15 protein-coding genes and 4 pseudogenes are annotated in these 20928 nt (G+C 71.4%); 17 read left to right on the plus strand and 2 right to left on the minus strand.

What is annotated here, in order from left to right; genetic code table 11:
- The 13 genes from lysA to ABZ562_RS10415 all read left to right on the plus strand — a co-directional run bounded on the left by lysA (nucleotide 1) and on the right by ABZ562_RS10415 (nucleotide 15204).
- Nucleotides 1–1392 (plus strand): diaminopimelate decarboxylase, encoded by a 1392-nt coding sequence (gene lysA, locus ABZ562_RS10355; protein ID WP_361476276.1) that lies wholly within the window; start codon nucleotides 1–3, stop codon nucleotides 1390–1392.
- 123 nt (nucleotides 1393–1515) lie between these two features.
- Nucleotides 1516–2808 carry a homoserine dehydrogenase gene (locus tag ABZ562_RS10360; RefSeq protein ID WP_361476278.1) on the plus strand — a complete coding sequence of 431 codons (1293 nt, stop codon included), beginning with the start codon at nucleotides 1516–1518 and terminating at the stop codon, nucleotides 2806–2808.
- Nucleotides 2809–2915: 107 nt separating this feature from the next.
- Nucleotides 2916–4022, plus strand: a complete 1107-nt coding sequence (gene thrC, locus ABZ562_RS10365) for a threonine synthase (RefSeq protein WP_361476280.1) — start codon at nucleotides 2916–2918, stop codon at nucleotides 4020–4022.
- A gap of 461 nt (nucleotides 4023–4483) precedes the next feature.
- Nucleotides 4484–5398 (plus strand): homoserine kinase, encoded by a 915-nt coding sequence (gene thrB / locus ABZ562_RS10370; protein ID WP_361476282.1) that lies wholly within the window; start codon nucleotides 4484–4486, stop codon nucleotides 5396–5398.
- 398 nt (nucleotides 5399–5796) lie between these two features.
- On the plus strand, nucleotides 5797–7935 hold the full coding sequence (gene rho, locus ABZ562_RS10375; RefSeq protein ID WP_361476284.1) for a transcription termination factor Rho: 2139 nt from the start codon (nucleotides 5797–5799) through the stop codon (nucleotides 7933–7935).
- A gap of 329 nt (nucleotides 7936–8264) precedes the next feature.
- Nucleotides 8265–9398: an LCP family protein gene (locus tag ABZ562_RS10380; RefSeq protein WP_361476286.1), complete on the plus strand. Its 1134-nt coding sequence runs from the start codon at nucleotides 8265–8267 to the stop codon at nucleotides 9396–9398.
- Nucleotides 9399–9558: 160 nt separating this feature from the next.
- Nucleotides 9559–9783: a 50S ribosomal protein L31 gene (gene rpmE / locus ABZ562_RS10385; protein ID WP_055547732.1), complete on the plus strand. Its 225-nt coding sequence runs from the start codon at nucleotides 9559–9561 to the stop codon at nucleotides 9781–9783.
- A 171-nt stretch (nucleotides 9784–9954) separates the two neighbouring features.
- The gene (gene prfA, locus ABZ562_RS10390; protein WP_361476289.1) at nucleotides 9955–11025 is read left to right on the plus strand and encodes a peptide chain release factor 1; all 1071 of its coding nucleotides are present in this window, start codon (nucleotides 9955–9957) and stop codon (nucleotides 11023–11025) included.
- Nucleotides 11026–11067: 42 nt separating this feature from the next.
- Nucleotides 11068–11913 carry a peptide chain release factor N(5)-glutamine methyltransferase gene (gene prmC, locus ABZ562_RS10395; protein WP_055547728.1) on the plus strand — a complete coding sequence of 282 codons (846 nt, stop codon included), beginning with the start codon at nucleotides 11068–11070 and terminating at the stop codon, nucleotides 11911–11913.
- A gap of 46 nt (nucleotides 11914–11959) precedes the next feature.
- Nucleotides 11960–12607, plus strand: a complete 648-nt coding sequence (locus ABZ562_RS10400) for an L-threonylcarbamoyladenylate synthase (protein ID WP_055547725.1) — start codon at nucleotides 11960–11962, stop codon at nucleotides 12605–12607.
- Complete coding sequence (locus ABZ562_RS10405; protein WP_009715055.1) at nucleotides 12604–13266, plus strand: low molecular weight phosphatase family protein; 663 nt, start codon at nucleotides 12604–12606, stop codon at nucleotides 13264–13266. The genes ABZ562_RS10400 and ABZ562_RS10405 overlap by 4 nt, the downstream gene beginning before the upstream one ends.
- A 68-nt stretch (nucleotides 13267–13334) precedes the next feature.
- Entirely contained in the window at nucleotides 13335–14606 is a 1272-nt protein-coding gene (gene glyA, locus ABZ562_RS10410; protein WP_361476292.1) for a serine hydroxymethyltransferase, read from the plus strand.
- Between the two features lie 46 nt (nucleotides 14607–14652).
- Complete coding sequence (locus ABZ562_RS10415; protein WP_361476294.1) at nucleotides 14653–15204, plus strand: class I SAM-dependent methyltransferase; 552 nt, start codon at nucleotides 14653–14655, stop codon at nucleotides 15202–15204.
- On the opposite strand, the pseudogene ABZ562_RS10420 reads toward ABZ562_RS10415, so the two are convergent.
- Nucleotides 15158–15819, minus strand: a pseudogene (locus ABZ562_RS10420) (hypothetical protein). The gene ABZ562_RS10415 and the pseudogene ABZ562_RS10420 overlap by 47 nt on opposite strands.
- Nucleotides 15820–15839: 20 nt before the next feature.
- Nucleotides 15840–16454, minus strand: a pseudogene (locus tag ABZ562_RS10425) (acyl-CoA dehydrogenase); the annotation flags it as partial.
- Here ABZ562_RS10425 and ABZ562_RS10430 point away from each other — a divergent pair.
- From ABZ562_RS10430 to ABZ562_RS10445, 4 genes and pseudogenes are all read left to right on the plus strand, one after another.
- Nucleotides 16444–17640 (plus strand): annotated as a pseudogene (locus tag ABZ562_RS10430) (beta-ketoacyl synthase N-terminal-like domain-containing protein); the annotation flags it as partial. The pseudogenes ABZ562_RS10425 and ABZ562_RS10430 sit on opposite strands and share 11 nt — an antisense overlap.
- On the plus strand, nucleotides 17601–18014 hold the full coding sequence (locus ABZ562_RS10435) for a cobalamin-dependent protein (RefSeq protein ID WP_361476458.1): 414 nt from the start codon (nucleotides 17601–17603) through the stop codon (nucleotides 18012–18014). The pseudogene ABZ562_RS10430 and the gene ABZ562_RS10435, both read left to right, overlap by 40 nt.
- A pseudogene (locus ABZ562_RS10440) lies at nucleotides 18011–19306 on the plus strand (methylaspartate mutase). Before ABZ562_RS10435 ends, ABZ562_RS10440 begins: the two are co-directional and overlap by 4 nt.
- Before the next feature lie 84 nt (nucleotides 19307–19390).
- Nucleotides 19391–20728 (plus strand): MraY family glycosyltransferase, encoded by a 1338-nt coding sequence (locus ABZ562_RS10445; protein ID WP_361476296.1) that lies wholly within the window; start codon nucleotides 19391–19393, stop codon nucleotides 20726–20728.
- Nucleotides 20729–20928 lie beyond the last annotated feature (200 nt).

Genomic DNA, 20928 nt, shown 5'->3' on the forward strand with positions numbered 1-20928 from the left:
ATGAGCCGTTCCGCCCACCCCGCCGGGCCCCGTCACGCCGATGTTCTGCCCGAGGGGCACTACGCCGCGCCGCCCGCCGATCTCAATCAGCTCGATGCCCGGGTCTGGTCCCGCACGGTCACCAGGAATGACGAAGGAGTGGTGAGCGTCGGCGGGATCGACGTCGCCACGCTCGCCGAGCGGTTCGGGACGCCCGCGTACTTCCTCGACGAGGACGACTTCCGCGCCCGCTGCCGGGCCTGGCGGGAGGCGTTCGGGGAGGACGCGGACGTGTTCTACGCCGGGAAGGCGTTCCTCTGCCGCGCCGTGGTGCGCTGGCTGCACGAGGAGGGGCTGAACCTCGACGTCTGCTCCGAGGGGGAGCTGGCCACCGCGCTCGCCGCCGGGATGCCCGCGGAGCGGATCGCGCTGCATGGGAACAACAAGAGCGGCAGGGAGATCGAAAGGGCCGTGAGCGCGGGCGTCGGGCGCATCGTGCTCGATTCCTTTCAGGAGATCGTCCGCGTCGCGCACATCGCGCAGCGGCTGGGCACGCGGCAGAAGGTGCAGATCCGGGTCACGGTCGGCGTCGAGGCCCATACGCACGAGTTCATCGCGACCGCCCACGAGGACCAGAAGTTCGGCATTCCGCTCGCGGGCGGGCAGGCGGCCGAGGCGGTGCGGCGGGCGCTGAAGCTCGACGGGCTCGAGCTGATCGGCGTGCACTCGCACATCGGGTCGCAGATCTTCGACACCTCCGGCTTCGAGGTCGCCGCGCACCGCGTCGTGGGGCTGCTCAAGGAGGTCCGGGACGAGCACGGGGTGGAGCTGCCCGAGATCGACCTCGGCGGCGGCCTCGGCATCGCGTACACGCCGGACGACGATCCGAGGGAGCCGGAGGACATCGCGAAGGCGTTGCGGGAGATCGTCCACCGTGAATGCGAGGCGGCGGGGCTCGCGGTGCCGCGGCTGTCCGTCGAGCCGGGGCGGGCGATCGTCGGGCCGACGGCGTTCACGCTGTACGAAGTGGGTACGGTCAAGGAGCTGCCGGGACTGCGGACGTACGTCAGCGTCGATGGGGGCATGTCCGACAACATCCGTACGGCGCTCTACGATGCGGAGTACTCGGTGGCGTTGGTCTCCCGTTCGTCCACGGCCGAGCCGATGGTGTCCCGGGTCGTCGGCAAGCACTGCGAGTCCGGCGACATCGTCGTGCGGGACGCCTTTCTGCCCGCCGACCTGGCGCCCGGGGACCTGATCGCCGTCCCGGCGACGGGTGCGTACTGCCGCTCGATGGCCAGCAACTACAACCACGCGCTGCGTCCGCCGGTCGTCGCCGTCCGGGGTGGTGAGGCGCGGGAGATCGTCCGCCGGGAGACGGAGGAGGATCTTCTGCGGCTCGACGTCGGTTAGCGGGATCGGTCGGCGTAGATCGATCGCCGAGAAATAAATCTCGGATACTGGACCCGGGGCCTGGAAACCCCGTCCAGTGCATGAGACTGGTGCACCACCTAGATGGATGAGAAGCGAGGTCGGATGATGCGTACGCGTCCGCTGAAAGTGGCGCTGCTGGGCTGTGGAGTCGTCGGCTCAGAGGTGACGCGCATCATGACGACGCACGCGGACGACCTCGCGGCGCGCATCGGCGCTCCCGTCGAGCTGGCCGGGATCGCGGTGCGCCGCCCAGGGCGGGTCCGCGAGGGCGTACCGGCCGAGTTGGTGACCACCGACGCGACCGCCCTGGTCAAGCGCGGGGACATCGACGTGGTCGTCGAGGTCATCGGCGGGATCGAGCCCGCCCGTACGCTGATCACCACCGCCTTCGAGCACGGCGCGAGCGTGGTGTCGGCCAACAAGGCGCTGGTCGCCAAGGACGGCGCGGCGCTGCACGCCGCCGCCCAGGAGCGCGGCACGGACCTCTACTACGAGGCGGCCGTCGCGGGCGCGATCCCGCTGGTGCGGCCGCTGCGCGAGTCGCTGGCCGGCGACAACATCAACCGCGTCCTCGGCATCGTCAACGGCACCACGAACTTCATCCTCGACCGGATGGACAGCAGCGGAGCCGGGTATTCCGAGGCGCTGGACGAGGCCACCGCCCTCGGGTACGCCGAGGCCGACCCGACCGCCGACGTGGAGGGCTTCGACGCCGCCGCCAAGGCCGCGATCCTGGCCGGGATCGCCTTCCACACCCGGGTCACCCTCGACGATGTGCACCGTGAGGGCATCACCGAGGTGACCGCCGCCGACATCGCCTCCGCCAAGCGCATGGGGTGCACCGTCAAGCTGCTGGCGATCTGCGAGCGGGCCGCCGACGGCCGGTCGGTGACCGCGCGGGTGCACCCGGCGATGATTCCGCTGGCCCATCCGCTGGCCTCGGTCCGCGAGGCGTACAACGCGGTCTTCGTGGAGGCCGACGCCGCGGGTCAGCTGATGTTCTACGGGCCGGGCGCGGGCGGTTCGCCGACCGCCTCGGCCGTCCTCGGGGACCTGGTCGCGGCGTGCCGCAACAAGCTGGGTGCCACCACCGGGCCGGGCGAGTCGGCGTACAGCCGGCTGCCCGTGAGCCCCATGGGGCAGGTCGTCACGCGCTACCACATCAGCCTCGATGTCGCCGACAAACCGGGTGTTCTCGCTCAGGTCGCGACAGTCTTCGCCGAGCACGGCGTGTCGATCGATACGGTCCGCCAGCAGGGGAAGGACGGCGAGGCGTCCCTCGTCGTCGTGACCCACCGCGCGAGCGATGCCGCGCTCTCGGCGACCGTCGAGACACTGCGCCGGCTCGACACCGTCCGTGATGTCGCGAGCATCATGCGGGTCGAGGGCGAATAGCGGGCCGGGCCGGCAGCGGGCCGGGCCGAGCAGGCCGAACCAGCAGGCCGGGCCCACAGAGGCGGAGCAGAGGCCGAGTAGAGGGCGAGCGGAGAAAAAGGGAAATCATGAACGCAATTGCTGACGCCGGGCCTCGCACGTCCGGCACCCGCCAGTGGCACGGCTGGCGCGGCATCATCGAGGAGTACCGCGACCGCCTCCCGGTCGGCGAGACGAGCCCCGTCGTCACCCTCCGCGAGGGCGGGACGCCGCTGGTACCCGCGCAGGTGCTCTCCGAGCGCACCGGCTGCGAGGTCCACCTCAAGGTCGAGGGCGCCAACCCCACCGGGTCCTTCAAGGACCGCGGCATGACGATGGCGATCAGCGCGGCCAAGGAGGCCGGCGCGAAGGCCGTCATCTGCGCCTCCACCGGAAACACCTCGGCCTCGGCCGCGGCGTACGCGGTACGGGCCGGGATGGTCTGCGCGGTGCTGGTCCCGCAGGGCAAGATCGCGCTGGGCAAGATGGGCCAGGCGCTGGTGCACGGCGCGAAGATCCTCCAGGTCGACGGCAACTTCGACGACTGCCTGACGCTCGCGCGCGGCCTGTCCGAGAAGTACCCGGTGGCGCTGGTCAATTCGGTCAACCCGGCCCGTATCGAGGGGCAGAAGACCGCGGCCTTCGAGATCGTGGACATGCTCGGCGACGCGCCCGACATCCACGTCCTGCCGGTCGGGAACGCGGGCAACATCACCGCCTACTGGCGCGGCTACCAGGAGTACGCGGCCGAGGGCGGCCCGGCCTCCCGTACCCCCCGGATGTGGGGCTTCCAGGCGGCGGGCTCGGCCCCGATCGTGCGCGGCGAGCCGGTCAAGGAGCCGGCCACCATCGCCACCGCGATCCGGATCGGCAACCCGGCGTCCTGGACGCAGGCCGAGCGGGCGCGGGACGAGTCGGGCGGGTTCATCGACGAGGTGACCGACCGTCAGATCCTCGCCGCCTACCGGATGCTCGCCTCCCAGGAGGGCGTCTTCGTCGAGCCCGCCTCCGCGGCGAGCGTGGCCGGGCTGCTGAAGGCGGCCGAGCAGGGCAAGGTCGACCCGGGCCAGCGCATCGTGTGCACGGTGACCGGCAACGGACTGAAGGACCCCGACTGGGCGGTCGCGGGCGCCCCGCAGCCGGTCATCGTGCCGGTGGACGCCGACGCGGCGGCCGTACGGCTCGGGCTGGCGTAGCACGCGCGGCGGGCCGGGGTGCCGTCTTCGGCGTCCCCGGCCCGGCCCGTGGATCTCCGCGTGAGGGGCCGTGCGGGCCCGGAGCGGAGGGGTGCGGGGTCCGCGCCTTGAGGTCCGCGATCCCGGCTGCGGCCCACGTCAGGGGGCGTGTGCCCGCTTTCTGCCGCCTCCCCTCCGTGGGGTGATCTCAAGATCCACTCGAGTGGTGGACGAGATGCGCGGGAACGATGAGGGCATGGGGAACCCTCCAGTAGAGTGGACCCGGTCGACGACAGGGAGTGCGACACGCATCGTGCGCCTCCCGTGCGCCCTATGTCGCCACAGAACCTTCCTTCGATAGGCTGTACTGAATCCGCCCCGACGCAGAGCGTTCATGGCGTCGCCGTCCCGTCACGGTGGCCCCCGCGGTGTTCCGTACCTCTTCGAGCAATCTCACGTCACACAAGGAGAGTCATCGAGCGATGGCCGGTCCAGCGTTCCGCGCCGCCGCCGTCCGAGTGCGCGTCCCCGCCTCGAGCGCCAATCTCGGTCCCGGCTATGACGCCTTCGGTCTCGCCCTGGGGCTCTACGACGACGTGGTGGTCCGGGTGGCCGACTCCGGTCTGCACGTCGACATCGCGGGCGAGGGCGCCGAGAGCCTGCCGCGCGACGAGAGCCATCTGCTCGTACGGTCCCTCCGTACCGCCTTCGACCTGCTGGGCGGGCAGCCGCGCGGCCTCGAGGTGGTCTGCGCCAACCGCATTCCGCACGGCCGCGGGCTCGGCTCCTCCTCCGCCGCCATCTGCGCCGGTATCACCGCCGCGCGCGCCGTGACGATAGGCGGCGCCGAGAAGCTCGACGACGAGGCGCTGGTGGAGCTGGCCACCGAGATCGAGGGCCACCCCGACAACGTGGCCGCCTGTCTGCTCGGCGGCTTCACCCTCGCCTGGACGGACGCGGGAGCCGCCCGGGCGATCAGGATGGACCCTGCCGATTCCATCGTTCCGGTGGTCTTCGTGCCCGGGAAGCCGGTGCTCACGGAGACCGCACGCGGACTGCTGCCGCGCACCGTTCCGCATGTGGACGCGGCCGTCAACGCGGGGCGGGCGGCCCTGCTCGTGGAGGCCCTGACCAGGCGTCCGGAGCTGCTGCTCGCGGCGACGGAGGACCGGCTCCACCAGGAATACCGCGCTCCGGCGATGCCCGACAGCGTGAGCCTGGTGCACCGACTGCGTGCGGACGGCGTCCCCGCGGTCGTCTCCGGCGCGGGCCCCACGGTGCTCGCGCTGGTCGAGGACGGTGCGGCCGACAAGGTCGCACGGCTGGCGGGCGAGGGGTGGGCGGCCAACCGGCTGGCTCTCGACGCCGGGGGGGCGAGCGTCCTGCCGCTCAGCTGACCAGCCGCCCGGGGCGCCCCCCGGGCCCCGCACAACTCGATTGCCGGTTGGAGAGGGGGAATGTTTGTTGGATCCGGTAGTGTTAACCTCAAGTCTGCACTTGAAGCCTCTTGGATGTAAGCGGAGGCGCAGTGCTCAGTGTCCCCATCCGGGACCACCCTTCTTCCGGGAGCCTCCCACACTGCCTGAGCAGCCTGCCTGAGCAGTGTCGTGCACGCACCGGAATCGGCGTGGCGGATTCGAGTGAACACTCCGTCGCGTCGGAACCATGAATGTTCTCTCCGCCGTACCGGCGGACCACCGCCCCGGCCCGGTCCGTAACGGAAGGACCACAGCCGGACAGCACAACCGGTCGCCGAGCCAGACAGGCCGACGCCCGCTCCAGGGAAGGACCCTTCGTGAGCGACACCACCGATCTGATGGGCGTGAACGCCTCCGGCACCTCCGACAGCGGTGTCGGCAATGCCGCCGCGCCCGCCACGGACGCTTCCGCGCCTGCCACCGGTGCTGCCACTGGCACTGCCCCGCGGCGACGCCGCTCGGGCACCGGCCTTGACGCCATGGTCTTGGCGGAGCTGCAGCAGCTCGCCTCGGGCCTGGGCATCAAGGGCACCGCGCGGATGCGCAAGAGCCAGCTGATCGAGGTCATCAAGGAGAAGCAGGCCGCATCCGGCGGCGGAGCCCAGGGCTCCGAGGCCGCCCCGTCCGCCGCCGAGGGGGTGACCAAGCCGAAGCGCCGTGCGACCTCCAAGGCCCGTACGGGCGACGACAGCGCGGACGCGGGTAAGCAGGAGAAGGCAGGGAAGGCCGACAAGGCCGACCAGGCCGCCGATGCCGAGAAGTCCGGCAGGGCCGCCAAGGGCGGCAAGGCGGACAAGGCCGCGGCGCAGGCGCAGATCGACATCCCGGGCCAGTCCGGGGAGCCGGCCGCCGACGAGCAGCCGGCCGGTGAGCGCCGTCGCCGCCGGGCGACCGCGCCCGCCACCGCCACCGCCGAGGCGGGGGGCACGGCCACCGCGGTCGACACCCGCACGGAGACCCGGACCGACACCTCGGCCCGCTCCGAGGCCAAGGGCGACGCGGCGGCGGACTCCGCCGAGGGCAAGGGCGCCAAGGGCGGCGACCGTCAGGACCGCCAGGAGCGCGGCCAGAAGGGCGACCGCCGTGAGCGCGGCGGCCAGCGTGACCGCGGCCGCGGCGGCAAGGGCGACGACGGCCAGCAGGGCGGTGGCGGCCGTCAGCAGCGCGACGGGCGCGGCCAGGGTCAGCAGCGCTCCGACGACGGGGACGACGACTTCGAGGGCGGGCGCCGCGGGCGCCGCGGCCGCTACCGCGACCGCCGTGGCCGCCGGGGCCGTGACGACTTCGGCAACGAGCCGCAGGTCTCCGAGGACGACGTCCTGATCCCGGTCGCGGGCATCCTCGACATCCTCGACAACTACGCGTTCATCCGGACCTCCGGCTACCTGCCGGGCCCGAACGACGTGTACGTCTCGCTCGCCCAGGTCCGCAAGAACGGTCTGCGCAAGGGCGACCACGTCACCGGTGCGGTCCGCCAGCCGCGCGAGGGCGAGCGCCGCGAGAAGTTCAACGCGCTGGTGCGCCTCGACTCGGTCAACGGTATGGCGCCCGAAACCGGCCGTGGGCGGCCCGAGTTCGGCAAGCTGACGCCGCTTTACCCGCAGGACCGGCTGCGGCTGGAGAGCGAGGCCGGGGGCCTGACGACCCGGATCATCGACCTGGTCGCGCCGATCGGCAAGGGCCAGCGCGGTCTGATCGTGGCCCCGCCGAAGACCGGTAAGACCATGATCATGCAGGCGATCGCCAACGCGATCACCCGCAACAGCCCCGAGTGCCATCTGATGGTCGTCCTCGTCGACGAGCGGCCGGAAGAGGTCACCGACATGCAGCGCTCGGTCAAGGGCGAGGTCATCTCCTCGACCTTCGACCGTCCCGCCGAGGACCACACCACCGTCGCCGAGCTGGCGATCGAGCGGGCCAAGCGGCTGGTGGAGCTGGGCCACGACGTGGTCGTGCTGCTGGACTCCATCACCCGTCTGGGCCGCGCGTACAACCTGGCGGCGCCCGCCTCCGGCCGCATCCTGTCCGGTGGTGTCGACTCGACCGCGCTGTACCCGCCGAAGAAGTTCTTCGGTGCCGCGCGGAACATCGAGGACGGCGGCTCGCTGACCATCCTGGCCACCGCGCTGGTCGAGACCGGCTCGCGCATGGACGAGGTGATCTTCGAGGAGTTCAAGGGCACCGGCAACATGGAGCTCAAGCTCGACCGGAAGCTCGCCGACAAGCGCATCTTCCCGGCGGTCGACGTCGACCCGTCGAGCACCCGTAAGGAAGAGATCCTGCTGGCGCCGGAGGAGCTGAACATCGTCTGGAAGCTGCGCCGGGTGCTGCACGCGCTCGACTCGCAGCAGGCGATCGAGCTGCTGCTCGACAAGATGAAGCAGACGAAGTCGAACGCCGAGTTCCTGATGCAGATCGCCAAGACCACGCCCACTCCGGGCAACAACGGCGACTGACCGCTCACGGATCTCCCCGGGGCCGATCACGCTCCGTCATCCGAGGCCTTCCCGCAGCGCGGGGAGGCCTCGGTTTTTTGTGAGAGGTGAACCACACCAAAAGGGACAGTCGCGGAACGGTCTCGATGCCCTTATCACCTGCGAAAGCGCAGGTGAGAGCGGTAAGGCGGACGAACGGGACGAAGGGCGCCCCGGTCGGCCCAGATGAAAACGAGCCGAACTCCGTATGCAACCCTGGCGCTCGGCCTGTCATCTGTCAGGTCGAATCCGCGACGCCACGCCTGACCGTGACGGCAGGGGGTACCCGGGATACGAGGACTGAGGAGCACATGGCTGACGACCAGCAGAGCACGCCGGTGAACCCGGGCCGCCACCGAGCCCGCGGAGGCGCCTCCAGCCGCCCCTCCGGCCGCCGCCGCAAACGGCCCAGCGCCCGCCGCAGGGCCACGCACATCACCGTCCTGTCGGTCGCCTCCGTCCTGGTCCTCGGCGGCGCCGGGGCCGGGTACCTCTACTACAAGCTCAACGGCAACCTCACCGGCGTCGACGTCAACGCGGCCCTGGGATCGGACCGCCCCAAGAACGTCGACAACGGCTCCATGGACATCCTCGTCCTCGGCTCCGACTCCCGGGCCGGGAAGAACGCCAAGTACGGCAAGGACGAGGGCGGTCAGCGCTCCGACACCGCGATGATCGTCCACGTCTACAAGGGCCGTAAGAAGGCCAGCGTGATCAGCGTCCCGCGCGACACGCTCGTCCACCGCCCCTCGTGCCTCAAGGACGGCAAGCAGACCCCCGCCGTCCAGGAGGCGATGTTCAACAGCGCCTACGAGGCGGGCGGCCCGGCCTGCACCATCAAGACCGTCGAGGCCATGAGCGGCATACGCATGGACCACTTCCTCGAGGTCGACTTCGCCGGCTTCCAGCAGCTGATCGACGACCTCGGTGGCGTCGACATCACCACCACCCAGCCGATCCACGACCCCAAGAGCCACCTGGACCTGGACGCGGGCCCGCACACCCTCAACGGCGAGCAGTCGCTGGGCCTGGTACGGACCCGGCACGGCGTCGGCGACGGCAGCGACCTCGGCCGGATCAAGCTCCAGCAGGCGTTCGTCAAGGCGCTCCTGGACCAGATCAAGCACGTCGACCTCTTCGGCAACCCGAAGAAGCTGTACGACCTGGCGAACACCTCCACCAAGGCGCTCACCACCGACTCGGAGCTGGCCTCGGTCAACAAGCTGTCGGGCTTCGCCAAGAGCCTCCAGGGCATCGGCTCGGGCAACATGAAGATGACCACGCTGCCCGTCCAGTACGACCCGAACGACCCGGCCCGGGTGCTGCCCATGGAGTCGAAGACCAAGCTGATCTGGAAGGCGCTGCGCGCGGACCGGCCCATCCCGGCGGCCGCCACCAAGGGCTCCGCGGGCGACGCGAACGACGCCGGCAAGGTGGTCAAGTAGGACCGCGCGGCGGATGTCGGACGGGGCCGGGAATATCCCGGCCCCACCCCCGGTTTTGGGGGATGCGGCCAGTGCTGGCAAACTGGATCGTCGGCCCCGGTTCACGACGTGCAAACCCGCCCGTCGACCCGGAGCCCTCCCGAGGAACCAGGAGAATCCCTTGAAGCGCGACATCCACCCCGAGTACGTCGAGACCCAGGTCAGCTGCACCTGTGGCGCGTCCTTCACCACCCGCAGCACCATGAGCGGCGGCACCGTCCGTGCCGACATCTGCTCCGAGTGCCACCCGTTCTACACGGGCAAGCAGAAGATCCTCGACACCGGTGGCCGTGTGGCGCGGTTCGAGGCCCGCTTCGGCAAGAACGCCGGGTCCGCCAAGAAGTAGCGACCCGCACGGCGCCGGTCCTCGGTCGCCCCCGCGCAGGGGCGACCGGACCGGCGTTTTGCGTCGGCCGACCCGTCGCCCGGTCCGTCACGCGGCCCGTCGACCGGCCCGTCGGCCGTCGCGTCCGGCCCGTACCCCCCGCGTCCACGCAGACCCACCCAGGGAGCCCTCATGTTCGAGGCGGTCGAGGAACTGATCGGCGAACACGCCGACCTCGAAAAGCGGCTCGCCGACCCCGCGGTCCACGCCGACCAGCGCGAGGCGAAGCGGCTCAACAAGCGCTACGCCGAGCTGACGCCGATCATCGGCACCTACCGCGACTGGAAGCAGGCCGGGGACGACATCGAGACGGCCCAGGAGCTGGCCCAGGACGACCCGGACTTCGCCGACGAGGTCAAGGAGCTGGAGCTGCGCCGCGCGGAGCTGACCGACCGCTTGCGGCTGCTGCTGGTCCCGCGCGACCCCAGCGACGACAAGGACGTCATCCTCGAGGTCAAGGCGGGCGAGGGCGGCGAGGAGTCCGCGCTGTTCGCCGGCGACCTGCTGCGGATGTATCTGCGGTACGCCGAGCGGATCGGCTGGAAGACCGAGATCATCGACGCCAACGAGTCCGACCTCGGCGGCTACAAGGACGTCCAGGTGGCCGTGAAGGCCAAGGGCACCATCGAGCCCGGCCAGGGCGTGTGGGCCCGGCTGAAGTACGAGGGCGGGGTGCACCGGGTGCAGCGCGTGCCCGCGACCGAGTCCCAGGGCCGCATCCACACCTCCGCGGCCGGTGTGCTGGTCACGCCCGAGGCCGAGGAGGTCGAGGTCGAGATCGGCCCCAACGACCTGCGGATCGACGTCTACCGCTCCTCGGGCCCCGGCGGCCAGTCGGTGAACACCACCGACTCCGCGGTGCGCATCACCCACCTGCCCACCGGCATCGTCGTCTCCTGCCAGAACGAGAAGAGCCAGCTCCAGAACAAGGAGCAGGCGCTGCGCATCCTGCGCTCGCGGCTGCTGGCCGCCGCCCAGGAGGAGGCCGAGCGGGAGGCGTCGGACGCGCGCCGCAGCCAGGTCCGCACCGTCGACCGCTCCGAGCGCATCCGTACGTACAACTTCCCGGAAAACCGTATTTCGGACCACCGGGTCGGTTTCAAGGCGTACAACCTGGATCAGGTGCTCGACGGGGAGCTGGCGCCCGTCATCCAGGCGTGCGTCGACGCCGACGCGGCGGCGAAGCTCGCCGCGGCGCAGTAGGACTTCCTCTTCGCAACTACGGACCGGCTGGAGGAAAATTCAGTGAATGTGCTGCTCGCCGAGGTGGCCCAGGCCACCCAGCGGCTGGCCGACGCGGGCGTGCCCTCCCCGCGCTTCGACGCGGAGGAGCTGGCCGCCTTCGTGCACGGCGTCAAGCGGGGTGAGCTGCACGGCGTCCCCGACGCCGACTTCGACGCCCGCTACTGGGAGGCGGTCGCCCGCCGCGAGGCCCGCGAACCCCTGCAGCACATCACCGGCCGGGCCTTCTTCCGCTACCTGGAGCTCCAGGTCGGCCCCGGCGTCTTCGTCCCCCGCCCGGAGACCGAGTCGGTCGTCGGCTGGGCCATAGACGCGGTCCGGGCCATGGACGTCGTCGAACCCCTCATCGTCGACCTGTGCACCGGCTCCGGAGCCATCGCCCTGGCCCTCGCCCAGGAGGTGCCCCGCTCCCGGGTGCACGCCGTCGAGCTGGACGAGGGCGCCCTGCAGTGGGCCCGCAAGAACGTCGAGGGGTCCCGCGTCGTTCTCCAGCGAGGAGACGCGTTGACGGCCCTGCCCGAGCTGGACGGGCAGGTGGACCTCGTCATCAGCAACCCCCCGTACATCCCGCTGACCGAGTGGGAGTACGTGGCGCCGGAGGCGCGCGACCACGACCCCCAGCTCGCGCTCTTCTCCGGTGAGGACGGCCTCGATGTGATCCGCGGCCTGGAGCGCACGGCCCACCGGCTGCTGCGCCCGGGCGGCGTCGTCGTCATCGAGCACGCAGACACCCAGGGCGGCCAGGTGCCGTGGATCTTCACGGAGGAGCGTGGCTGGGCGGACGCCGCCGACCACCCCGACCTGAACAAACGGCCCCGATTCGCCACCGCGCGGAAGGCCATGCCGTGACCGCGGCACCGCACCACACACTGGCCACGTACGAGGAGGACCGATAATGGCACGGCGATACGACTGCGGGGACGCGACCGACCGCAAGACCGGCCTGCGCGAGGCCGCGTCCGCCGTCCGCCGCGGCGAACTGGTCGTGCTGCCCACCGACACCGTCTACGGCATCGGTGCGGACGCCTTCAACGCGGAGGCGGTCGGCGATCTGCTGGAGGCCAAGGGCCGGGGCCGCAACATGCCCACCCCCGTCCTGGTCGGCTCCCCGAACACCCTGCACGGCCTGGTCACCGACTTCTCCGAGATGGCCTGGGAACTGGTCGACGCCTTCTGGCCCGGCGCGCTCACCCTCGTCACCCGGCACCAGCCGTCGCTGACCTGGGACCTGGGCGAGACCCGGGGCACCGTGGCGGTACGGATGCCGCTGCACCCGGTCGCGATCGAGCTGCTGACCGACTTCGGCCCGATGGCGGTCTCCAGCGCCAACCTCACCGGACACCCGTCCCCGCAGGACTGCGACGCCGCCCAGGACATGCTGGGCGACTCCGTCTCGGTCTACCTCGACGGCGGCCCGACCCCGGCGGCGGTGCCCTCCTCCATCGTCGACGTCACCGGCAAGGTCCCGGTGCTGCTGCGGGCGGGCGCGCTGACCGCCGAGCAGCTCCGTGAGGTCGTACCCGACCTCGAGGTGGCGAATTGACAGCCCCGGAGACGGGCCGTGGCATAGCGGAACACCGGGCGAAGCACGCCGAGACCTCGTTCCGCATCCTCCACGTCAGCACCGGCAACGTCTGCCGCTCGCCGATCACCGAGCGGCTGACCCGGCACGCCCTCACCCACCGGCTCGGCACCGCCCGCACCAGCGGGCTGATCGTGGAGAGCGCCGGCACCTGGGGCCATGAGGGCGCGCCGATGGAGGCGCACGCCGCCACCGTCCTGACCGACTTCGGCGCCGACCCGGACGGCTTCCTCGGCCGGGAGCTGCTGGACGAGCACGTCATCCGCGCCGACCTCGTGCTGACCGCGACCCGCGACCACCGGGCCCAGGTCATCTCGATGGGCCACTCGGCGGGGCTGCGCACCTTCACGCTCAAGGAGTTCACCCGGCTGGTACGGGCCATAGACCCCGCGACGCTGCCCGACCCGGAGGAGGCGGGCGGCGTGGTCGAGCGCGCCCGCTCCCTGGTCCAGGCGGCGGCCGCGCTGCGCGGCTGGCTGCTGGCGCCGAACGAGGAGGCGGACGAGGTGCACGACCCGTACGGGGCGCCCATCACCTTCTTCCGCTCCATCGGCGACGAGATCAACCAGGCGCTGGACCCGGTCGTCACCGCTCTGACGGGGGTCCCGGCCCCGGCGTAGTTCCGTCGCGCGTGACCGCCGGTGCGGGCCTACATTGGGGGTGACGCCCCGACGAATGTGAGCACGCGATGGCCGTCAGCGCGGTCCCCTGGGGGCCCGACTTCGGCGAGCTGGCCCGGCAGGACCCCGAGCTGGCCGGGATCATCATGAGCGAGCTGGAGCGCGTCCGGGGCGGTCTCCAGCTGATCGCAGCGGAGAACCACACCTCGCGGGCCGTGCTGGCCGCGCTGGCCTCGCCGCTGGCCAACAAGTACGCGGAGGGCTATCCCGGGGCCCGCCACCACGGCGGCTGCGAGCAGGTCGACGTCGCCGAGCGGGTGGCCCAGGGCCGGGCGACGGCGCTGTTCGGCGCGGGCCACGCCAATGTGCAGCCGCATTCGGGCTCCTCCGCGGTGCTCGCCGCGTACGCCGCGCTGCTGCGGCCCGGCGACACGGTGCTGGCGATGGCGCTGCCGCACGGCGGCCACCTCACCCATGGCTCCCCGGCGAACTTCTCCGGCCGCTGGTTCCACTTCATCGGCTACGGCGTCGACCCGGCCACCGGGCTGATCGACTACGACCGGCTGCGCGAGCTGGCGCTCGCCCACCGCCCGAAGGCGATCGTGTGCGGTTCGATCTCGTACCCCCGTCATCTGGACTACGCCGCCTTCCGGGCCGTCGCCGACGAGGTGGGCGCGTATCTGGTCGCCGACGCCGCGCACCCGATCGGCCTGGTGGCCGGGAAGGCGGCGCCGAGCCCGGTGCCGTACGCGGACGTGGTGTGCGCCACCACGCACAAGGTGCTGCGCGGGCCGCGCGGCGGCATGCTGCTGTGCGGCGCGGACCTGGCCGAGCGGGTCGACCGGGCCGTGTTCCCCTTCACCCAGGGCGGCGCCCAGATGCACACCGTGGCGGCCAAGGCGGTGGCGTTCGGCGAGGCCGCCACGCCCGCGTTCGCCGCGTACGCCCGGCAGGTCGTCGCCAACGCACGCACCCTCGCCGACGGGCTGGCGGCGGAGGGGCTGACGGTGGCCACCGGAGGCACCGACACCCACATGATCACCGTCGATGTGTCCCCGCTGGGGCTCGACGGGCGTGACGCGAAGGCCCGTTGCGCGGCCGCCGGGATCATCCTGGACACCTGTGCCCTGGCCTCCGCCACCGAACCCGGCGGCTGTGTCCGGGGATTGCGGCTGGGCAGCGCCGCGGTCACGACGCAGGGCATGGGGGAGGGCGAGATGGAACGCATCGGCGCGCTGCTGACGATCGCCCTGCGCGAGGAGGAATCCGCGCCCAGGACGCGCGGGCTGCGCGCGGAAGTCAGGGAACTGGCCGCCGCTTTTCCGCCCTATGCTCAGTAATTCGCCTGCCTTGCGTTGTCCTGAGGTCCGGTAATATTTTGAGGGCGTGGCGAATCAAGCCGAATCCTCGTCGGAAATTCTGTCCTACGTGCGCGAGGTATCGCTGCGGGAAGACGACATTCTGCGTGACCTCCGGGAACTCACCGGTGAACTGCCCATGGGGCATGCCATGCAGGTCATGGCCGAAGAGGGCCAGTTCCTGGCGTTTCTGGTCGGCCTGATCGGCGCCCGTAACGTACTGGAGATCGGGACGTTCACCGGATACAGCACCCTGTGCATGGCCCGCGCGATCCCGTCGGACGGGCGGCTGGTCACCTGCGATATCACCAGCAAATGGCCCGACATCGCCGCCGAGTACTGGACCAAGGCGGATGTCGCTGACCGTATTGACGTCCGTATCGGCGACGCGGGTGAAACGCTTTCCGGGCTGCTCGCCGAAGACGGCGCAGGCGCATTCGATTTCGTGTTCATCGACGCCGACAAGACGAACTACCGCCGGTATGCCGACGGCATCACCCGTGCTGCGCAAGCTCTGAAGCCGAGCGCCTCGTTCAGGCCCTTGCCGCCACATGGTCCGCGGCGAGGGCCGGAGCGGTGAGCGTGAGGGTGGGGTGCGCCTCGCGCCGCTCGGGCACCAGGTGCAGCCGCTCGATCTCCGGCGCGCCCGGCTCGGGCAGCCCGGCCCCACAGGCACACGGGTCGGCGGTGAAGCCGGCGAACCGGTAGGCGATCTCCATCATGCGGTTGCGGTCCGTGCGCCGGAAGTCCGCCACCAGGTGCGTACCGGCCTGGGCCGCCTCGTCGATCAGCCAGTTGAGGATCGCCGCGCCCGCTCCGAACGAGACCACCCGGCAGACGTGCCCAGCAGCTTGAGGTTCCAGACATCGGGCCGGGTCTCGAGCAGCATCACACCGATCGCGCCGTGCGGGCCGAAGTGTTCGGCTTCCCGCTGGAATCCCGCCTGATACATCTGGCGGCGCCGCCGGGAATCGACGGTGACCGTCTCGGGGCTGAATTCCGGCAGCTCCGTCAGGGTGAGCAGCTGGTCCGCCTCGTAACACCGGACGTCCGGCAGATGGAAGGTGACCTCGGCGCGCTCGGCGGGCTGGTCGTCGATGAACGCGATGGTGCTGTGCGCGAGCAGGGTGCCCTGCAAGAGGGTGTTGTCCAGGTCCCAGACCAAGCACTTCACCGTGGCCGGTTTTTCAGACACGGATCATTCCCCCTGATTCGTCATTCCGCCGTGGAAACGGCGTGCTGTGCCAGGATCAACTGGCAGATCTCGTTGCTGCCCTCGATGATTTCCATCAGCTTCGCGTCCCGGTACGCACGCGCCACCACATGGCCGTCCCGGGCTCCCGCCGACGCCATCACCTGGACCGCCGCGGCGGCCCCCGTGGCGGCGTGGCCGGCGCTGACGTGTTTCGCGAGCACGGTGGAGATGACCATGTCGGGAGAGCCCGCGTCCCAGCGGTCGCCGGCGTGCTCACACGCCCGGGAGGCGGTCTGCTCGGCGACGAACAGCTCGGCCAGATGGCGCCCGACCAGCTGGTGTTCGCTGAGCGGCCCGCCGGACTGCTTGCGGGTGGCGGCGTGCTTGGCCGCGGTGTTGCGGCATGCGCGCAGGATGCCCACGCACCCCCAGGCCACCGAGATGCGGCCGTAGGCGAGCGCGGTGGTGACCAGCAGCGGAAGCGGTGCGCCGGGGCTGCCGAGCACACTGGTGGCGGGCAGCCGCACCGAGTCGAACCGGAGGTTGGCGTGGCCGGCGGCCCGGCACCCCAGCGGGTCGGCGACCCGCTCCACCGTCACACCGGGCGCCGAGGCGGGCACCACCACAGCGGCCGCCGGTGTGCTGGGCAGCGCGGGGCAGGGCAACTACGCGGCGGCGAATGTGTTCCTGGATGCGCTGGCGGCGGTGCGTCGCGCCGAGGGTCTGCCCGCGACCTCGCTGGCCTGGGGATTGTGGGAGCAGCGCAGCGGAATGACCGCTGAGCTGGGCCGAGCAGACCTTGCCCGGATCGCGCGTTCGGGGCTGAGGGCGCTGTCGTCGGACGAGGGGCTGGCGCTGTTCGACGCCGGTGTCGGGTCCGATGAGGCGTTGCTGCTGGCGGCGCGGCTCGACACGACGGCGCTGCGCCCAGCGGACGGGACCGCCCCGGCCATCCTCCGCGCACTGGTCCGAGGCCCCGTACGCCGCACCCGGGCCATGGCGGCCTCCGCCTCCGGGGGCCTCGCCCAGCGCCTCGCCGGGCGTCCCGAGGCCGAACGGCTCGCGGAACTCCTGGAGTTCGTGCGCGGACACGTCGCGATCGTGCTCGGGCACGGCTCGGCAAGGGCCGTGGAGGAGAGCCGGGCGTTCAAGGACCTGGGCTTCGACTCGCTGACGGCGGTGGAGCTGCGCAACCGGCTCAACGCCGCCACCGGGCTTCGGCTGCCCGCCACCCTGGTCTTCGACCACCCCACGCCCGACGCGCTCGCCCGGCACCTCCACGCCGAGCTGTTCGGCACCACCGAGACGGCCCCGGCACCGGTGGCCTCGACGGTCGCCGCCGACGACGACCCGATCGTGATCGTGGGAATGGGCTGCCGTTTCCCCGGTGGTGTGCGGTCCCCCGAGGAGCTGTGGGACCTGGTCGCGAGCGGGACCGACGCGATCTCGGACTTCCCCGCGGACCGTGGCTGGGACGTGGAGAACCTGTACGACCCGGACCCGGACCCGGACCCGGACCGGCAGGGCAAGACCTACGCCCGGGAGGGCGGCTTCCTCCACGACGCCGCCGAGTTCGACCCGGAGTTCTTCGGGATCTCGCCGCGTGAGGCGCTGGCGATGGACCCGCAGCAGCGGCTGCTGCTGGAGACGTCCTGGGAGGCGTTCGAGCGGGCGGGCGTCGATCCGCGGTCGCTGCGGGGCAGCCGAGCAGGGGTCTTCGCCGGGGTCATGTACGACGACTACGCCTCCCGGATGCAGACGGCCCCCGACGGCTTCGAGGGATACATCGGCAACGGCAGCGCGGGCAGCGTCGCCTCGGGCTGATCGAGGAGCTGGGCTACCGCGTGGTCAACCTCGGCCCCTGCGTCCCCGACGACGTCCTCATCGAGGAGTGCCGCGCGGTGCGGCCCGAGATGGTCGTGATCAGCAGCGTCAACGGCCACGGCTACCAGGACGGCCTGCGGGTCATCCGGCGGCTGCGCGCCGGCGGCCCGCTCGCCACCACCCCCGTGGTGATCGGCGGGAAGCTGGGCGTCACCGGGGGCGAGGACGGCGAACGGGCCGCCGAGCTGATGGCGGCGGGCTACGACGCGGTCTTCGACGACGGCGCCGACCCCGCCACCGCCCTGCGCGGCTTCGTCCACGCCCTCCGGGCGAACCCGCCCGCCCTCGCGGGCCGGGCCCCGGCCCGATGAGCGAGGGGTTCGGCGCGTTCGTCCGCGCCCACGGGGGAGACGGCCGCCTGGTGGTGCAGCCGCGCATGGGCTTCGGCGACCCGCGCCGGATGCGGGAGGGCCTGGCGGCCACCCGGGCCGCCGACGCGTTCACCGTGGGCACCATCACACTCGACGCCCACACCCGGGTCGGCCACCTCCAGGCGGTCGAACGGGCGCTGCGCGACGGCCAGGACCTCAACGGCTACCCCATCGTCAGCCATGAGGAGCCCGTCACCCGCTGGGTCCTCTCGGCGGCGAGCGGCCCCGGCTTCCCGGTCCAGGTGCGGCACGGCTCCGCCGCCCCGGCCGACATCTTCCGGACGCTGACCCGGCTGGGACTGGGCGCCAGCGAGGGCGGGCCGGTGTCGTACTGCCTGCCCTACGGGCGGACACCGCTGACCGAATCCGTACGGAACTGGCGGGAGAGCTGCGAGGTGTTCGCGGGGCTGCGCGAGCGCGGCGTGGAACCGCATCTGGAGACCTTCGGCGGCTGCATGCTGGGCCAGCTGTGCCCGCCCAGCCAGCTGATCGCGATCAGCGTGCTGGAAGCCCTCTTCTTCATCCGGCACGGGGTGCGCAGCGTGTCCGTGAGCTACGCCCAGCAGACCCACCCCGGGCAGGACCGCGAGGCGGTGGCGGCGCTGCGACGGCTGTGCGGCGAACTGCTGCCCACCGACGACTGGCACGTGGTGGTGTACGCGTACATGGGGCTGTACCCGACCACCGAGCACGGCGCCTACCGCCTGCTGGGGCGGGCGGCCGAGCTGGCGGTGGCGAGCGGGGCCGAGCGGCTGATCGTCAAGACCGTGGCCAAATCCCGGCGCATCCCGACCATCGAGGAGAACGTGGCCGCGCTGGAGTACGCGGACCGGGCGGCGGCCCGCACCGGCCGGGCGCCCGACCCCGGGACCGACACCCAGACCTACCGCGAGGCCGACCGCCCTCATCGAGGCGGTGCTGAACCTCCACCCGGACATCGGGGAGGCCCTGCTGCGCGCCTTCCGCGCGGGCTACCTCGACATTCCGTACGTCTGCACCCGGACAACCGGGGCGAGACCCGCGGCCGCATCGGCGACGACGGCAGGCTGCTGTGGGAGCGGACCGGCGCGCTGCCGATCGGGCGGATCGCCACGTCACGGCGGGCGCGCCCGGTCACCTCCGCCGGGTTGCCGGAGGATCTGTCGTACATGCGCAGAAGGTTCGGCGAGGTGGCCGTGGAACACCGTGCGCCACTGCCGGTCCCCGGCACATCGGGAACCGGAGCAGGCTAGGGTGAGGTCTCCTAGGGTGTGGCCCTGATCTGCCTCGCGACGTCTGGGGAATAGGTGCGTGAATACCTGCTGACTCTGTGCATCGTGGCCGCGGTGACGTATCTGCTCACCGGGCCGGTGCGGAAGTTCGCCATCGCCGCTGGTGCGATGCCGGAGATCCGGGCCCGCGATGTGCACCGTGAGCCCACTCCGCGGCTCGGAGGCATCGCCATGTTCGGCGGCCTCTGCGCGGGGTTGCTGGTGGCCGCTCACCTCACCAACCTCAAGGACGTCTTCGAGACGTCCAACGAGCCGCGCGCGCTGCTCTCCGGCGCCGGGCTCATCTGGCTGCTCGGCGTGCTGGACGACAAGTGGGGCGTGGACGCGCTCATCAAGCTGGGCGGCCAGATGATCGCCGCCGGTGTGATGGTGCTCCAGGGTCTGACCATCCTGTGGCTGCCGGTGCCCGGTGTGGGACCCGTCTCACTGACGCCCTGGCAGGGCACGCTGCTGACGGTGGCTCTGGTCGTCATCACCATCAACGCGGTCAACTTCGTTGACGGGCTGGACGGTTTGGCGTCCGGCATGGTGTGCATCGCCGCCGCCGCGTTCTTCATGTACGCGTACCGCATCTGGTTCGGCTACGGGCTGGAGGCCGCCGCCCCCGCGACCCTGTTCGCCGCCGTCCTCATGGGCATGTGCCTGGGCTTCCTGCCGCACAACGCCCACCCCGCGCGGATCTTCATGGGCGACTCGGGCTCGATGCTCATCGGGCTGGTGCTCGCGGCGGGTGCGATCTCCATCACGGGCCAGGTGGACCCGGACGCGATGAAGCTGTTCGCCGGATCCGAGACGGCGGCGGTGCACGCGACCGTGCCGGTCTACATCCCGCTGCTGCTGCCGCTCACCGTCATCGCGGTGCCCTTCGCGGACCTGGTGCTCGCCATCGTCCGGCGCACCTGGCGCGGCCAGTCGCCGTTCGCGGCGGACCGCGGCCATCTGCACCACCGGCTGCTGGAGATCGGCCACTCGCACAGCCGGGCCGTGCTGATCATGTACTTCTGGTCGGCGCTGATCGCCTTCGGCGCGGTCGCGTACTCGGTGAACTCGGCCGGTGTGTGGTTCGTGCTCGCGATCGTCGTGCTGAGCGCGGTGGGGCTGGTGCTGTTGCTGCTGCCGCGGTTCACCCCGCGGGTGCCGCGGTGGGCGGAGGCGTTCGTACCGCCCCGCTACCGCCGCCGGGCCGCGCCCGCGCGGACGGCCGAGACCGCACCGGCGGTCCGGGCGGAAGAGCCCGAGGCGGCCGGGGCGTCCGGACCGGAGCAGCCGGGTCAGCCGGAGGCGGCCGCGCCCGAGCCGCTGCCCGCCGGGCTCAACGGCGCCACGGCGATCGGCGACCGGTCCCGTTTCACTCATCGCAGGAAGATCGGAACCCCGCAGTAGCGGTGACGCAGTGCGTCAACACATGCGCACTGCGTCACTCGCATGTGTGATGTGCAGCACATCGAACGGGTAAAGACCTCATCAAATAGTTTGTGATACCGTTCACTAAACCCGGTGCTAGAGCCCAGGGACCGTAGTGCGACGGTCCTTCGCCGTGAGGTTCTTCCCTTCCCCGGGGATACGCTCGTCCACGACGAATC

It is taken from the genome of Streptomyces sp. NPDC019937, assembly GCF_040631655.1.
Lineage (GTDB): Bacteria > Actinomycetota > Actinomycetes > Streptomycetales > Streptomycetaceae > Streptomyces.

Bases quoted from the DNA above. Each gene is read 5' to 3' on its own strand.
- thrB (WP_361476282.1), top strand. From the start codon at position 4,484: ATGGCCGGTCCAGCGTTCCGCGCCGCCGCCGTCCGAGTGCGCGTCCCC.
- ABZ562_RS10380 (WP_361476286.1), top strand. From the start codon at position 8,265: ATGGCTGACGACCAGCAGAGCACGCCGGTGAACCCGGGCCGCCACCGA.
- prfA (WP_361476289.1), top strand. From the start codon at position 9,955: ATGTTCGAGGCGGTCGAGGAACTGATCGGCGAACACGCCGACCTCGAA.
- ABZ562_RS10360 (WP_361476278.1), top strand. From the start codon at position 1,516: ATGATGCGTACGCGTCCGCTGAAAGTGGCGCTGCTGGGCTGTGGAGTC.
- lysA (WP_361476276.1), top strand. From the start codon at position 1: ATGAGCCGTTCCGCCCACCCCGCCGGGCCCCGTCACGCCGATGTTCTG.
- glyA (WP_361476292.1), top strand. From the start codon at position 13,335: ATGGCCGTCAGCGCGGTCCCCTGGGGGCCCGACTTCGGCGAGCTGGCC.
- thrC (WP_361476280.1), top strand. From the start codon at position 2,916: ATGAACGCAATTGCTGACGCCGGGCCTCGCACGTCCGGCACCCGCCAG.
- ABZ562_RS10400 (WP_055547725.1), top strand. From the start codon at position 11,960: ATGGCACGGCGATACGACTGCGGGGACGCGACCGACCGCAAGACCGGC.